Source organism: Streptomyces sp. NPDC005141 (assembly GCF_053599975.1).
This window is the reverse complement of record NZ_JBSFYW010000053.1, coordinates 44,988-60,076: the sequence shown is the minus strand read 5'-3', so window position 1 is coordinate 60,076 and position 15,089 is coordinate 44,988. Positions and strand designations below refer to the sequence as shown.

13 protein-coding genes and 1 pseudogene are annotated in these 15,089 nt (G+C 71.0%); 7 read left to right on the top strand and 7 right to left on the bottom strand.

Annotated features, from left to right (window positions below):
- Window positions 1–689, bottom strand: a 689-nt coding sequence (locus tag ACWD68_RS31885) for a maltotransferase domain-containing protein (protein ID WP_451809922.1), incomplete at its 3' end; no start/stop codon positions are given.
- 147 nt (window positions 690–836) lie between these two features.
- Window positions 837–1,028 (bottom strand): annotated as a pseudogene (locus ACWD68_RS31880) (DUF5133 domain-containing protein); the annotation flags it as partial.
- Between the two features lie 304 nt (window positions 1,029–1,332).
- Between ACWD68_RS31880 and ACWD68_RS31875 the strand changes: the two are divergent.
- From ACWD68_RS31875 to ACWD68_RS31860, 4 genes are all read left to right on the top strand, one after another.
- The gene (locus ACWD68_RS31875; RefSeq protein WP_451809921.1) at window positions 1,333–1,848 is read left to right on the top strand and encodes a pep a2; all 516 of its coding nucleotides are present in this window, start codon (window positions 1,333–1,335) and stop codon (window positions 1,846–1,848) included.
- Window positions 1,849–1,890: 42 nt separating this feature from the next.
- Window positions 1,891–4,017, top strand: a complete 2,127-nt coding sequence (glgX, locus tag ACWD68_RS31870; protein ID WP_451809920.1) for a glycogen debranching protein GlgX — start codon at window positions 1,891–1,893, stop codon at window positions 4,015–4,017.
- Window positions 4,018–4,065: 48 nt separating this feature from the next.
- On the top strand, window positions 4,066–6,666 hold the full coding sequence (locus ACWD68_RS31865; RefSeq protein WP_451809919.1) for an ATP-binding protein: 2,601 nt from the start codon (window positions 4,066–4,068) through the stop codon (window positions 6,664–6,666).
- Between the two features lie 172 nt (window positions 6,667–6,838).
- Window positions 6,839–8,236, top strand: a complete 1,398-nt coding sequence (locus ACWD68_RS31860) for an FAD-binding oxidoreductase (RefSeq protein ID WP_451809918.1) — start codon at window positions 6,839–6,841, stop codon at window positions 8,234–8,236.
- Window positions 8,237–8,254: 18 nt separating this feature from the next.
- Here ACWD68_RS31860 and ACWD68_RS31855 read toward each other — a convergent pair whose 3' ends face one another.
- From ACWD68_RS31855 to ACWD68_RS31840, 4 genes are all read right to left on the bottom strand, one after another.
- Window positions 8,255–9,064: an SAM-dependent methyltransferase gene (locus tag ACWD68_RS31855; RefSeq protein WP_451809917.1), complete on the bottom strand. Its 810-nt coding sequence runs from the start codon at window positions 9,062–9,064 to the stop codon at window positions 8,255–8,257.
- Between the two features lie 36 nt (window positions 9,065–9,100).
- Window positions 9,101–9,598, bottom strand: a complete 498-nt coding sequence (locus ACWD68_RS31850; protein WP_451809916.1) for a hypothetical protein — start codon at window positions 9,596–9,598, stop codon at window positions 9,101–9,103.
- Window positions 9,599–9,734: 136 nt separating this feature from the next.
- Window positions 9,735–9,971 (bottom strand): DUF397 domain-containing protein, encoded by a 237-nt coding sequence (locus ACWD68_RS31845; RefSeq protein ID WP_451809915.1) that lies wholly within the window; start codon window positions 9,969–9,971, stop codon window positions 9,735–9,737.
- 3 nt (window positions 9,972–9,974) lie between these two features.
- Window positions 9,975–10,841 (bottom strand): helix-turn-helix domain-containing protein, encoded by an 867-nt coding sequence (locus tag ACWD68_RS31840; protein WP_451809914.1) that lies wholly within the window; start codon window positions 10,839–10,841, stop codon window positions 9,975–9,977.
- A gap of 255 nt (window positions 10,842–11,096) precedes the next feature.
- Between ACWD68_RS31840 and ACWD68_RS31835 the strand changes: the two genes are divergently transcribed.
- A complete protein-coding gene (locus ACWD68_RS31835; RefSeq protein ID WP_451809913.1) occupies window positions 11,097–12,509 on the top strand; it encodes a hypothetical protein in 1,413 nt (470 codons plus the stop codon).
- Window positions 12,510–12,582: 73 nt separating this feature from the next.
- Here ACWD68_RS31835 and ACWD68_RS31830 read toward each other — a convergent pair whose 3' ends face one another.
- On the bottom strand, window positions 12,583–13,404 hold the full coding sequence (locus ACWD68_RS31830; RefSeq protein WP_451809912.1) for an SDR family NAD(P)-dependent oxidoreductase: 822 nt from the start codon (window positions 13,402–13,404) through the stop codon (window positions 12,583–12,585).
- 144 nt (window positions 13,405–13,548) lie between these two features.
- On the opposite strand from ACWD68_RS31830, the gene ACWD68_RS31825 reads away from it, so the two are divergent.
- Window positions 13,549–14,346 carry an ATP-binding protein gene (locus tag ACWD68_RS31825; RefSeq protein WP_451809911.1) on the top strand — a complete coding sequence of 266 codons (798 nt, stop codon included), beginning with the start codon at window positions 13,549–13,551 and terminating at the stop codon, window positions 14,344–14,346.
- Window positions 14,343–14,927, top strand: a complete 585-nt coding sequence (locus ACWD68_RS31820; protein WP_451809910.1) for a DUF6624 domain-containing protein — start codon at window positions 14,343–14,345, stop codon at window positions 14,925–14,927. Before ACWD68_RS31825 ends, ACWD68_RS31820 begins: the two co-directional genes overlap by 4 nt.
- Window positions 14,928–15,089: the final 162 nt, after the last annotated feature.

Genomic DNA, 15,089 nt, shown 5'->3' with positions numbered 1-15,089 from the left:
CACCGTCCCCCTGACGATCCCGAAGACTCCGACCAGCTTCCCCGCCGCTGCCCGCTCTCCGAACGCGGGAAGAACTCGTACCAGGCGCCGTAGAGCGCCCGCTCCCGCTCCACCAGCAACGGCAACGGCAGGGAGCGGGTGAGCCGTTCACGCAGGGGATGCTCCGCGAGAACGGCGTCCACCTCCGGGGCCAGGGCCGCCGCGAACCGGTCGGCCGGGGACCGGGAGTCGTCGCGCAGGGCGTCCGCGGCGGCCAGCACCGTGTCCCGGCCGGCGGCCTCGGGTACGGAGGCGGCGGCGCGCTCGTGGAGCGCCGCGCCCTCCTCCAGGACGAGGCCGATGTCGATCCCGGCGGGGATCTTGACCTCGGCGGAGCGCCGCCATCCGGTCACCGGGTCGCTCCACGCCTCCACCAGGTACGTCCACCGGCCCGCCTCCGACGGAGTGACCCGGGCCCCCCAGAGGTCGGTTCCCGGGGACAGTTCACGCATCGGCGCCCACGGGCCGGGGCGGCCGTGCGGATCACGCAGGACGACATTGGCGGCGACCGCGTCATGGCCCTCGCCGAAGACGGTGGCGGTGACCTGGAAGGTCTCGCCGACGACCGCTTTCGCGGGCCGTCTGCCGCACTCCACGACCGGCCGCACATCCATGACGGGGATACGGCCGGTGTCCGTGTTCGCGTCCATGCGTCTCGCCTCCGCGGTTCTGGGCCCGACTCGTCGTCGCCGCCAAAGGCCCTTTCGTTGCGGTCCTCGGGACCGTCGTTCGGAGCAGTTCCATGAGGTCGTATCCGTGCCGGAGCGTCGTGTCCGTCAGATCCGGGCCGGAACGTCCTGCAGATAGACCTCGGCGGCGTTCGCCGCCTCCCGCGCGCAGCGCTTCCCCATCAGGACGCACAGGGTGTATCCGGTGTTCTCGAAGTTCCCCCGCACCACGTGGTCGGTGGGAGCCGCGAGAAGCAGGCGTTCCCACGCCCGGTAGCGCTCCAGATGCCTGGCGACCTCGGCTTTGGCAGGCAGCAGCATCACGCTGGTCACCTTCCCGATCTCTCGACCGCGGACGGCTCGCCTGGCCGGCGAGTGAGGGCCGTACGCGAAGGGGAGCCGACCCGTCACGGACCGACACCCTCACTCATGGTGCCTGTACCTGGACCGAGCGTCTTGTTAGTTCTTCAACAACATTGAGGATGCTCTCGTGTTGCACGAATGGAGTAGCCCTCCCACTCTGGAGGTGACTCAGGAGCGATCGGTGCTCACGCTTCGTACTCGGGGCTCGGTCCCGCAGGGGGCGAGGAGGAGCGAGGGCTTCGCCGGTGAGGAGCGAACGACGATGAAAGCCGCAGTTCCCTGCTACTACCACCTCGACGTGGAGCTCAGCCCGGAAAAGGTCGGACAGGTCAAGCGGATCGTGGCCGCCCACCTCCGGTACTGGAACCTGGAGAATCTCGTCGAGTCCGTCTGCCACTGTGCGGAAGCGCTGCTCCGCACCATCGAGCAGCACTCCGCGGACAAGAACACGACCATCGAGATGTGGTGGAACGGTCAGCACCTCATCGCTGCCGTCTCGGACAACAGCCAGGACATCCGCCCGCACAAGGCGCCGCAGGGATGTCTCGCCCAGATCGCCGCCCTGAGCGACGGCTGGGGCTGCTGCGCCACGGACGTCGGCGGCAAGATCATCTGGTTCTCGTGGCGGGCCCGCGCCGCCGAACGCGCCCCGCTGGAACCGCCCGTGCCCGCGCCCAGCCTGCGCGAGGCGCGCCGGACGCCCCGGTACACGGTGCTGCCGGAACCCGTGCTCGCCGCCGCCCGCGACGAGAGCGAGGCGGTCGCCGCCCGCGGGTGATCCCGTCAGGACACGCGGCCGTGATCCTCGTACGGTGATCACGTGCGCACCTGGAACGGGCGCCCCTACCCGCTGGGGGCGACATACGACGGCGAAGGAACCAACTTCGCCCTGTTCACCGAAGTCGCCGAGCGCGTCGATCTCGTTCTGATCGACGCGCTCGACGACGTCCGGACGGTCACGCTCACCGAGGTCGACGGCTTCGTGTGGCACTGCTACCTCCCGGGCGTCGGCCCCGGCCAGCGCTACGGCTACCGGGTGCACGGTCCCTGGGACCCGGCCGCCGGCCACCGGTGCAATCCGGCGAAACTGCTGCTCGACCCGTACGCCACGGCCGTCGACGGGCAGGCCGACAACGACCCCTCCCTCTTCGAGCACGACCCGGGCGGCCCTTCCCCGGCCGACAGCGCGGGGCACACCCTGCTCGGCGTGGTCACCGATCCGGCCTTCGACTGGGGTGACGACCGGCCGCCGCTGCGCCCGTACGCCGAGACGGTGATCTACGAGGCCCATGTACGCGGTCTGACCCGCACGCACCCGGAGGTGCCCGCCGAACTCCGCGGCACCTACGCGGGCCTCGCCCACCCCGCGGTCCTCGGGCATCTGACCTCGCTCGGGGTGACGGCGGTCGAGCTGATGCCGGTGCACCAGTTCGTCCAGGACGGCTTCCTGCGCGACCGGGGCCTGTCGAACCACTGGGGCTACAACACGATCGGCTTCTTCGCGCCGCACAACGCGTACGCGGCGCACGGCACGCGGGGTGAGCAGGTCGCCGAGTTCAAGTCGATGGTGAAGGCGCTGCACGCGGCCGGCCTCGAAGTGATCCTCGACGTCGTCTACAACCACACTGCCGAGGGCAACGAGAAGGGCCCCACGCTCTCATTCCGCGGCATCGACAACGCCTCCTACTACCGCCTGGTGGAAGGCGATCCGGCGCACTACTACGACACGACCGGCACCGGTAACAGCCTGCTGATGCGGCACCCCAACGTGCTCCAGCTGATCATGGACTCGCTGCGGTACTGGGTCACCGAGATGCATGTCGACGGGTTCCGCTTCGATCTCGCGGCCACCCTGGCACGCCAGTTCCACGAGGTGGACCGGCTCTCGGCGTTCTTCGACCTCATCCAGCAGGACCCGGTGGTCGGCCGGGTCAAACTCATCGCCGAGCCCTGGGACGTGGGCGACGGCGGCTACCAGGTCGGCAACTTCCCGCCCCTGTGGTCGGAGTGGAACGGCAAGTACCGTGATTCCGTACGGGACTTCTGGCGCTCCGGCGATCACACCCTCGGCGAGTTCGCCTCCCGGCTGACCGGCTCGTCCGACCTCTACCGGCACGACCGCCGACGACCGCGCGCCAGTATCAACTTCGTCACCGCGCACGACGGATTCACCCTGCGCGACCTCGTCTCGTACAACGACAAGCACAACGAGGCCAACGGCGAGGACAACCGGGACGGCGAGAGCGTCAACCGGTCCTGGAACTGCGGGGCCGAAGGCCCCACCGACGACGAGGGAGTGCTGGAACTGCGCGCCCGCCAGCAGCGCAACCTCCTCGCCACCCTGCTGCTCTCCCAGGGCATCCCGATGCTCTCCCACGGCGACGAACTGGGCCGCACCCAGCGGGGCAACAACAACGCCTACTGCCAGGACAACGAAGTCTCCTGGATCGACTGGCGGTCGAGCGACGAGCGGCGCGAACTCCTGGAGTTCACCCGGCGCGCCATCGCGCTGCGCGCCGCCCACCCCGTGCTGCGCCGTCGGCGCTTCTTCCTCGGCGACACCACCACGCACGAACACCAGCCGCTGCCCGACCTGGTGTGGCTGCGCCCGGACGCCGTCGAGATGTCGGACGACGACTGGAGGCGCCCCTGCGCCCACGCCGTCGCGGTCTTCCTCAACGGGGACGCGATCGCCGAGCCCGACCCGTACGGCGCCCCCGTGCTCGACGACTCGTTCCTCCTGCTGATCAACAGCTACTGGGAGCCGGTCGTCTTCCGCCTCCCCGACGCGACATACGGCGAGCGGTGGACGGCACGGATCGACACCGCCGATCCCCAGGGTGTCCCCGACGAGTCGGAACGCAAGGCCGACACCGACATCCGGGTCGAGCCCCGCAGCCTCGTCCTCCTGTCCCGGCCGCACCGAACCGGCACCGCGGGCAGGTGAGTTCACCGACACCGCACCCTGCGGGGCGCCACGTGCCAGAATTGCGCCGTGGACCGGGGGATGCTCGAAAGAGATCTTGAGCTTGCCCGACTGGCTGCCGCGGCGCGCGAGGCGGCCGACGGCGCCGGGTCCGTGGCCCTCGTCTTCGGTGAGGCCGGCATCGGCAAGTCCAGCCTGGTCAAGGCCCTGCCCAAGGTGCTGCCCGGTGAGGCGCGCGTCCTTCTCGGGGAGTGCGACGACCTCGCGACGCGACGCCCGCTCGGACCGTTCCGCGACCTCGTCGGCAGCGTCGGCGCGGAACTGGCCAGGGCGCTCACCGCGGGTGGTGACCGTCATCGGGTGTACGACGCACTGCGCGCCGAGCTGAGAACGGCGCCGCATCCCGTCGTACTCGTCGTCGAGGACGTGCACTGGGCCGACGAGGCGTCGCTGGACGCCCTGCGCTTCCTCGTCCGCCGGGTGGAGCGGCTCCCGGCGGTGCTCGTCCTGACGTACCGCGACGACGAGTTGGACCGCGAACACCCGCTGCGCCATCTGCTCGGCCAGGTGTCCCGAGCCGAGCGCGTGCACCGGCTGCCGCTCGAGAGGCTCTCCGCGGCGGCGGTCCACCGGCTGAGCGCCGCCAGCGAGCTCGACCCCGCCGAGGTGTACGAAGTCACCTCGGGAAACCCGTTCTTCGTCGCCGAGGTGGTGGCTGCCGGTGGCACCGGGGGAGTGCCGCCGACGGTCGTCGACGCCGTGCTGGCCCGGCTCCGGGGACTGGACGACGACACCCGGGACGCGCTGGAGCAGCTGGCGGTGGTGCCGTCCGCAGTCGAACGCCCCCTGGCCGACGCGCTGTTGCCGGACGGGATGGCCGCCCTGGCGGCCGCCGAACAACGCGGCCTTCTCATCGTCACTCCCCAACGAGCCTCTTTCCGGCACGAGTTGATACGCCGTGCCGTGGCCGACTCGCTGCCCGCCGCACGACGGATCGAGCTCAACCAGGAGGTGCTCACCGCGCTCGTCGCCACACCTGGCTCCGATGCCTCCCGGATCGTCCACCACGCGGCGGAGGCGGGCGACGCCGAGGCCGTCGCACGCTACGGTCCGGATGCCGCCGGCGACGCCTCCCGCGCGGGCGCCCACCGCGAGGCGGCCGCCCATCTGCGCCTCGTGCTGGAACGGAGCGACCTCTTCGGCCCGGCCGAACGGGCCGCTCTGCTGGAGCGGTACGCCATCGAGAGCTACACCGTCGCGGACTCCGCGGCCGCGCTGCGCGCCGAACGGGAGGCGGTCGCCCTGCGCAGGTCGCTCGGGGACGTCCGGGCGCTCGGCGCCGATCTGCGCTGGCTCTCGCGCATCCACTGGTGGGCCGGGGACGCCGGGGAGGCGCGTGCCGCCGCGCGGGAGGCCATCAGCGTCCTGGAGGACGCGGGCGACGACCGGCTCCTGGCGCTCGCCCTCAGCAACACCTCCCAGCTGCACATGCTGTCCGACCGGCACACACAGGCAGTCTCCTTCGGCGAGCGCGCCATCGGACTCGCCCGCCGGGCCGAGGACGTGGAGATCCTCGCCCACGCCCTCAACAACGTCGGCACCGCGCGCTGGCGGGCCGGAGACCCGCTGGGCCGGGCCCAGTTGGAGGAGAGTCTCAAGGTGGCCCTCGGGGCGGGCGAGGTCGAGCACGCCTGCCGGGCGTACGCCAACATCATCTGGTCCCTGCTGGAGAACCTCGAGTACGCCGAGGCGGACCGCTTCCTCGCCCCGGCCATGGAGCTGGCGGACCGCGCCGAACACCTCGGCTTCCTCAGCTACCTGAATGTCGAGCTGGCACTGCGCCGCTTCGCCGCCGGTGCATGGGACGAGGCCGAGAAGTACGCCGAGCTGGGCGCGCACGACTTCGTTCCCGCCCGCTGCCCCGCGCTGACCGTGCTGGCCCGGGTGCGGGTGCGCCGCGGCACCGGTGGCGCGGACGAACTGCTCGCGCAGGCCGGGGAGATCGCGGAGCGCAGCGCGGAGCTCCAGCGCACCGCTCCGGTGGCGGCGGCCCGGGCCGAATCGGCCTGGCTGCGCGGTGAACCCGGCGCCGTCGTCGCGGCGGCGGGGCCGGTGTTCGAGGAGGCGTGCCGGCTGTCCGCGGTCACCTACCGCGCCGAGCTGGGCTATTGGCTGACCAAGGCCGGGCAGTCCGTTCCCGCGGACTCGTCAGGCCATCCGTACGCGCTGCAGGCCGCGGGCGGCCGGCGGGCGGCGGCACTCGCCTGGAAGACCGCGGGGTGCCCGTACGAGCATGCCGCCGCGCTCGCCGAGAGCCCCGACCCGGACGACAAGCTCGCGGCCCTCGCCGCACTGGACGCCCTCGGCGCGGGACCGCTCGCCCGGCTGGTCCGCGCCGAGCTGCGCGCGCTGGGACTGCGCCGGATACCGCGCGGCCCGCTCGCGGTGACCCGTGAGAACCCCGCCGGCCTCACCGAACGGCAGGTCCAGGTCATGCGGCTGCTGGCACAGGGGCTCACCAACGGCGAGATCGCCGAACGCCTGGTCGTCTCGGTGCGCACGGTCGACCACCATGTCTCGGCCGTCCTGGACAAGCTCGGCGTACGCACCCGACGGCAGGCCGCCGCCCGAGCCGTGGAGCTGGGCCTGCTGCCCGGCCGTGAGGCCTAGGTGGGGACCTGGGCGGAAACCTAGGCAGTCCGGGTCGCCGAGCTGGGTGACAGACACGGATGTACGCTGGTTCTGAATCGGGCTAGAACGGGCACATCGGACCCATCGGCGGGGACCGGCCAAGGGCCCGGACACCGGCAACCTGGAGCGGTCCTCAGATACGGGGATGCACATGTCCATCTCACCGGTACAAGCGGCACGTCAGGAACTGTCCGGGTTCAAGGGGCAGCTGATCGGCCCGGAGGACTCCGGGTACGACGAGGCCCGTACCGTCTACAACGCGATGATCGATCGGCGGCCCGCCCTGGTGGCGCTCTGCACCGATCCGGAGGACGTCGCCCTGGTCGTCGGCTTCGCCCGCGACCACGGTCTCCCGCTCGCGGTGCGCGGCGGCGGCCACCACGGGGCCGGCCTGAGCATCTGCGACGACGGCGTGGTCCTCGACCTCTCCCTGCTCAAGGACATCGACGTCGATCCGGCCGCCCGCACGGTACGCGTCGGCGGCGGCTGTCTCCTGGGCGAGGTCGACCGCGCCACCAACGAGCACGGCCTGGCCACACCGAGCGGCATCATCTCCACCACGGGGGTCGGCGGCATCACCCTCGGCGGGGGCCTCGGTCACCTCACCCGCAAGTGCGGGCTGGCCATCGACAACCTGCTGGAGGCCGAACTGGTCCTGGCGAACGGTGAGCGCGTTCGGGCGAACGCCGACGAGAACACCGATCTCTACTGGGCGATCCGCGGCGGCGGCGGCAACTTCGGTGTCGTCACCTCGTTCCTGTTCCGGCTGCACGAGGTGAGCACGGTCGTCGCCGGGCCCACCTTCTGGCCCGTCGAACTCGGCGCCGAAGTGCTGGCCGCCTACCGCGACTTCATTCTGCACGCGCCTCGCGAGCTGGGCGGCTTCTTCCTCTTCGGCTCGGTCCCGCCGGGACCGCCGTTCCCGGAAGAGATCCATTTGCAGAAGGTCTGCGGTGTGGTGTGGTGCCGCATCGGCGACGACACCGACGCGGCGGCCCGGGACATGGCACCGCTGCTCGACGCCCTGCCCGCGCCCCTGCTGCACGGCCCCGCGCCGATGCCGCTCCCAGCGATCCAGTCCGCGTTCGACGGCGTCTACCCGCCCGGCGACCAGTGGTACTGGCGGGCGGACTTCGTCGACGAGATCCCCGGCGAGGCCGTCGACCTGCACGCCAAGTTCGGTGCCGAACTGCCGACATGGAAGTCGACGATGCACATGTATCCCATCGACGGCGCCGTCCACGATCACGCACCGACGGACACCGCCTGGAGTTACCGCGACTCCAACTGGGCCTCCGTCTTCGCCGGTGTGGACCCCGACCCGGCCAACGCCGACGTCATCAAGCGGTGGAGTGTCGACTACTCCGACGCGCTCCACCCGTACTCAGCGGGCGGCGCGTACGTCAACATGATGATGGACGAGGGTCAGGAGAGCGTCCGGGCCAGCTATCGCGACAACTACGCGCGCCTGGCACGGGTGAAGGCCGACCGTGACCCGGCCAACCTGTTCCGCCTCAACCAGAACATCGAGCCGGCGTCGTCCGACTGACAGGCCGGGCGGGCCCGCTCACGGCTTGCGGGCCACGCCTCCGTGGACGTCCGTGGGCCCGGGTGACGAAGCGGGCTCCGGACGCCACAGCGGGCAGGACACGATGCCGGGCTCGACCAGCTCGAGGCCTTCGTAGTACGCGCCGATCTGTTCGGGGCTGCGCAGCACGTACGGGATCGCGCCCGTGTCGTCGTAGCCCTGCTGGGCCTCCTTGAGAGCCGCGTCGGTGTCCGTGCTGTCGTAGTGCACGAAGTAGCTGCCCGAGGGCAGTGCCTCCTGGAGTCTCCGGACGATGGACTTGGCCTCCTCGTAGTCCTGGATGTGGCCGAGGATGCCCATCAGCATCAGGGCCACGGGCTGCGAGAAGTCGAGAATCCGGGAGGCCGCCTCGATGATCTTCCCGGGCTCGTGCAGATCCGCGTCGATGTAGTCGGTGACGCCCTCGGGCGTGCTCGTCAGCAGCGCCTGGGCGTGGCGCAGCACCAGCGGGTCGTTGTCCACGTAGACGATGCGGGACTCGGGTGCCACGCGCTGGGCGACCTGGTGGGTGTTGTCGTACGTGGGCAGACCGGTGCCGATGTCGAGGAACTGACGGATGCCGAGCTCACCGGCCACGAAGGTGACGGTACGGATCAGGTAGTCGCGCGAGGCGCGGGCCATGGTCTCGATGTTCGGGGCGACTTCGCGGTACGCGTCACCGGCCACCCGGTCCACCTCGTAGTTGTCCTTCCCGCCCATCCAGTAGTTCCAGATGCGAGCCGAGTGCGGCACCGTGGTGTCGATCTTGGACAACGCGTCCTGGTCGGGGGTGGGTCGGCCGTCTGCCATGAGAGTTCTCCTGCCGTGCGTCACGCGGTCGGATCTCTAACCTATCGTCAACATACGTACATATAAGCCGAGTTGATGGATCGGAGGAACCGGGGCACGGAGAGGGTGGCTCGCTTCCGCGGTGTCGAGGGTGATGACGGGAACGTGCTGGGCCAGGGTGCGCAGCACCCGTTCGTAGGCGCCGACCGCCTCGGCGTCGTCCGTCTCGCCCGTCACATGGACCAGCGCACCCTCACGCTCGGCCACCGCCTCAGCGAAGTCGAGCGCCTGGATCCAGGTCACCCGGGACCGCCCGCGGCGCAGCGGTCCGTAGACCAGCTCGTGGACGAGACCCCCGTCGACGGCCAACCGGCCTGGTGCGGAGAGGAGTTCGCGGTACGGCTGAGTGGGATCCACATGATGAAGGTGCTCGTAGGAGCGGCGGACCATGAACTGATGACGGGTCAGCTCGGCGAGCAGAGCGCTTCTGTCGAGACCGTCGGGGCCCTCCAGGACGAGGGTCCGGCACCGCGTGAGGGCCTGGTGGAGGAGCATGCCCGTACCCCCTCCCTCCAGGACGACCGGCTTGCCCAGTGTGGGGGGACAACCCGCACGGCGGGAGAGTGCGTGCGGGTTGTCCGGTTGTTGGGGCGTAGTGGCGCCCGCGCGGGAGTCGCGGGGCCGCCGACGCTCAGGCGATCAGGAAGTCCGCCTGTCCGGATTTGGCGCCCTCGATGAACGCGGTCATCTCCTCGCGGGAGTAGATCAGCGCGGGCCCCTCGGGGTCTCGTGACTGACGGAAGGCGACGCTCCCGTCGGGAAGCCGTTTGGCCTCGACGCAGCTTCCGCCGTTGGTGCCGCTCCAGGGCTTGTGCCAGCCCTCGGTTCCCAGATCGACCGCGGACATGCCGTTGTGCACGGATCCCATGGATCACAACTCCTTACGCAGTTCACCCAGGATGGCCCTGGTCCGAGCGACCGGCTCCGCCTGCACGGACATCCGGTCCAGTACTTCGAGGTAGCTGACGACGTCGTCCGGCCGGTCGACGTAGACCGCGCCGGCCAGGCTCTCCGTGTAGACGACGTCGGGGAGTTCGGAGAAGCCGAAGCGGAAGTGGTGGAACGGGCCGAACGCGCCCGGGTGGGCGCCCACGCCGAAGCGCATGATCTGGATCCGGACCTTCGGCATGTCCAGGACCTCGTTCAGCCGGTCGAACTGCGCCCGCATCACCGCGGGTCCGCCCACCGGCCGGCGCAGCACCGTCTCGTCCAGAATCGCCCAGACGGCCGGGGCCTCCGATCCGGCGAGCAGGTCCTGACGCTTCATCCGAAGGGCGACACGGCGGGCGACGTCCTCCTCCGACGCGTTGGGAAAGCCGACGTGCATCAGCGCGGTGGCGTAGTCGTGGGTCTGCAACAGGCCCGGAACGTAGTGGGGTTCGTAGAGACGGATGACGCTGGCTTCGCTCTCCAGGCTCACATAGGCGCTGAACCACTCCGGCAGGACATCGCGGTACTTGTACCACCAGCCCGGCTGATTGGCCTCTCTGGCCAGGGCGAGGAAGTCGTCGACCTCCGTCGGCGGGACGCCGTAGGCGCGGAGCAGCTCCCTGACGTACGGGATGCGGAGGCCGACCTCGGCCTTCTCGATCCTGCGGACCGTCAGGGCCGTGACCTCGATGGAGCGTGCCGCCTCCTCGAAGGACACTCCCGCCCGTTCCCTCAGCTGCCTCAGCCGTTTCCCGAGAACCATCCGCAGGACGGTCGGCGCGCTGCCGCCAGAGCGGTTCTCGCTCACGTCCTACCTCCCGGTAACGGCCGTCACAGCGTGCAGTGTGCCACGCGGTGGATGACAGTGACAGAGCGTCGCGGTTCGTTCTGAAATTATCAGAACGCAGGTTGCACGGGGAGTGCGCGAGCGACCATAGTGATCGAGTGACCTGTCGCACATTCGGCGACGATCATGCTCAACTGCGTTCGTTCGTACCGGAGTTGATGTTTCGGCAGGTATGGGTCGGGGCGCAGCCGCACGATGATGTGAGGCGATTCGGGGATGGCCACCGTGACCGACGGGCAAGCGACCAACGCCGGCAAAACCCCTGGCGGGGGCAATCGGGTGCTGGCGGCCGCGCTCAAGGAAGCCGGTTGCTCCTACGCCTCCCTCGCGCTGCGGGTCAATGAGCTGGGGCGCCGCCAGGGCGCGGATTCCCACTACGACAAGGCGTCGGTCACCCGCTGGCTCCAGGGCCAGCAACCACGGGGCAGTACACCGGAGTTGATCGCCACCGTGCTGTCCGAGCGGCTCGGCCGCGCGGTGTCTCCCGCGGACCTCGGTTTCTCCTCCGATCACCAGCGCCCGGTCGCGAGCAGGGCGCTCGTCTACGGCGAGGATGTGGCGGAGACCCTTCACACCCTGGCGGAACTGGGCTCCACCGACATCTCCCGCCGCAGCCTTCTCGGCGCGGTCCCGTTCGTCGCGGCCGCTCTGACGAACCCTCAACGTGAGTGGCTGCTCTGGCTGTTGGAGCATCAGGACGCGGTGTCCTCGACCCTGTCCGTGAGTGGCGGTCCGGTCGAGCAGGTGCACGCGATGATCGCCGTGTTCGACCAGATGGACAACCATTACGGTGGCGGCGGAGTCCGCACCAGCATCGTGCACTACCTGTCCACCGAGGTCGTCCCCATGCTCCAGCAGCGCGGCACACCGCCCCGCCAGCGCCGCCAGTTGTACGCGGCCGCCGCGCGCCTCGCCGCGATGGCCGGCTGGAGTTCGTACGACGCGGGGGAGTACGGCCTCGCCCAGCGCTACATGACACAAGGGCTGCGGCTGTGCGCCGAGGGCCGCGACCGTGTGCTGGGCGGCCAGATCCTCGCGGGGCTGTCCCACCTCGCCACCAACCTCGGACGCCCCGACGAGGGCGTGGCCCTGGCGCGTGCCGGAATCGTCACGGCGCAGGGGGCGGGCAGCCCCCTCGGACTGATGCGCCTGTACGCCATGTCGGCGCGCGGACATGCCGCGCAGGGCCGCCCGGACGACGCCTCCGAGGCACTGCGGCTGGCGGAGCGACAGCTGGAGGCGAGCAAGGGGGCCGCGCAGGAGTCGGTGTGGGTCCGCTATCTCGACCACCACTACCTCCAGGCCGAGTCCGCCCTGTGCTTCCGCGACCTGGGGCTCGCCCGTCAGGCCGAGCGCACGGCGAGCGAGTCGCTCGGCTCGGGCGCCGACCGGCGCAGGCGCCAGGCCATCAGCCGCTCCGTGCTGGCGACCGCGCACCTCCAGCAGGACCGCCTGGACGAGGCGGTCGGCACCGCGACACTGGCTCTGGAAACCCTCAGTGCCGTTCACAGTGAACGCTCCATCCAGGCCCTGCGCGATTTCCGCAGGCGCCTCGAACCCCGCCGCGGCGAGCCTGTTGTGCAGGAGTTCGAACGCCGGTCCCGCGGTGTCCTCGGGGCGGCGGCATGAGTGGCGGGGGAGTCGCCGACGGGGCGGGCGCGGTGTCATGACGGGGAACGGCGCCGCCGATCCGCCACGGGGCTCAATACCCTTCGGGGGACGGGGCGTTCTGGGCCCGGTCGACCGGGAGGTGTGCGCCGGAGATCCCGCTCGACCAGTCCGACAACAGGAACGCCACGACCCGGGCGACCTCCTGCGGCGCGACCGGCGCACCGCCCGGCAGCTCCGCGGCCACGAAGCGGGCGAACGCCTCGGGTTCCTCCCGGCGCATCCGGTCCCAGCGCCTGCCGGGGATCAGCATGGAACCGGGGGAGACCGCGTTCACCCGGATCCCGTCCGGACCGAGCTCGCGGGCCAGCGACGCGGCCAGCTGGATCTGCGCGGACTTCGCGACCGAGTACTGCGCGGGCGGGCCCGGCTTCCAGCCGGAGATCGAGGAGATCACCACGACGGAGCCGCCGCCCGCCGCCCGCAGATGCGGGACCGCGGCCCGGACCAGCCGCGCCGCGTGGGCGACGTTCACCGCCCAGGTCGCCGCCCAGTCCTCCGCGGTGGCCTGCTCGAAGCCGCCCCCGCGGGAACCGCCCGTGCACGCGACCACGCCGTCCAGGCCGCCGAAACGATTCGTCGTGTCCGTGACAAATTCTTCCAGTCGTCCGGGCGCGGTGACATCGAGCGGCCGGGTGAACAGTTCGGGGCTCGTCGCGGCGGCCAGCGTTTCCAGATCGCGCGCGGTCCGCGCACAGGTGGCCACCCGCACGCCCTCGGCGCACAGCAGCCGCACGATCTGCTCGCCGAGCCCGCGCGTACCCCCGGTGACCAGCACGCGTTTTCCGCGCAGCCCGGGCCAGCCGGTGTCACCGTCAGGGGGTGCCGTCGCCCGGCCCCCGCTCCCGTTCCTCACAAGATCGAACATACATCCCACGCCACTACGTGCCTGCAACCGGACAACCCGAATACCCCCTGGTCGCCGAGCCAGTCCGACCTGTTGGCTGCACGGGCAGCCATCGAGACAGCCTCCCCCCGCGCTGCACCCGAAGGAGGACCGATGACGGCATCCAGGGCACAGCGCCGCGGGCTGTCGCCCTCACCCGACCCCGACGTCCCGGCGCCGCGGCACGACACGCGGGCGGCGGAGCAGGCGGTGCGCACGGCGGACGACCACGCGGACCGCGCCCGTCCCGCCGAAGCGACCGACACCCCCGCACCGGCACCGACCGAGCTCCCCGCCTCGCCGGCCACTTCTCAGCCGTCACCGGCCCCCGGCCGTCCCGTGGGTTTCGCGTCCGAGGCCTCCGCCTTTCCCGCGGCTCCCGCTCCCGCCTCGGGCCCTGGCCCCGCCGCGGGTCCCGTACCGCACGCGGCCCCCGCCCTTCCCGTGGTTCCCGCGCCCTCCGGTACCACCGTGCCCCGGGCCACCCCCTTGATCCCGGTCTCCGGAGCCCACCTCGTGCGGACCACCGTCCCGGCCCACCCCTCGCGGGCGTCCGGAGTACGGGGCATGGTCACCGAGCACCTCAGACGCCTGCGGCTGCCGTCCGAGTGCGTCGACAACGCGGTTCTCGCGACGGAAGAGCTCTTCGTCAACGCGCTCAAGCACGGCAGCCCGGACCGCGGAGACACCGTCACCGTCATCGTCGAATGCGGCCCGCGCGAGCTGCGCGTGTCCGTCGCCGACCGCTCGTCCGCCCTCCCCGGAGCGCGTACGGCGGGCGGGGCCGAGGAGTCGGGACGCGGACTGGCGATCATCGCCGCGCTGACCGACGACTGGGGCATCGCGCCGGCCGACCCGGGCATCCAGGGCAAGAAGGTGTGGTTCTCGATCGTGCTCCGGGGGGAGCCATGAACGTCTCCCCGGGGCACCTGGCCAGGGAGGCCGCGGCGCGCCCCGGGGGCCAGGGCGCCGCGCCGATGGTCCCGGGACTCGCGACGGCCCTCGCGACGGCCCTCGCGACGGAGCTCGTGCGCCGGGCCGACGAGGAGCGGAGCCTGATGCGACAGGTGCGTGACCAACCCGCCGGGCAGTGGCGAGACCTCCTCGTCGGATGCCGCGCGAACAACGCCGAAGCGCTCGGGACGATCGTCCGACGGCACGGCTGGCCGACCGTCGACCGGGTCGGCGCACCCGCCTCGACGGCGGCCCTGATGATCCTGCTGCACGCGCCCGACCTCGCCCTGCAGCTCGGATGCCGTGACCTGATCGCCCAGGCCGCGGCCGACGGGCGCTGTCCCGCCCTGCACCACGCCTACATCGCCGACCACTGCGCCGTGGAACTGGGTCGGCCGCAGTTCTACGGCACCCGCGTCGACCCCGTCACCCTGCGCCCGTACCCGGTCCGCCGGCCGGGGACCGTCGACGAGCGCCGCCGTGATGTCGGCCTGGGTCCGCTGGACGAACAGCTGCGGTTCCTGCGTGACGACTTCTGACACGTCTGGGGAACGTGATGTACAGCACGCACGGAAATGCCCCTTACGGGCCCGCGGAAAGGTTCTGGCTGGGCACGGCTTGATCGCCGATCAAGAAAGGGGAAATCCCTGGCCACGGCATGTTCCGCGCATTTGACACTTCGTTGAGGGCACAGATAGGAA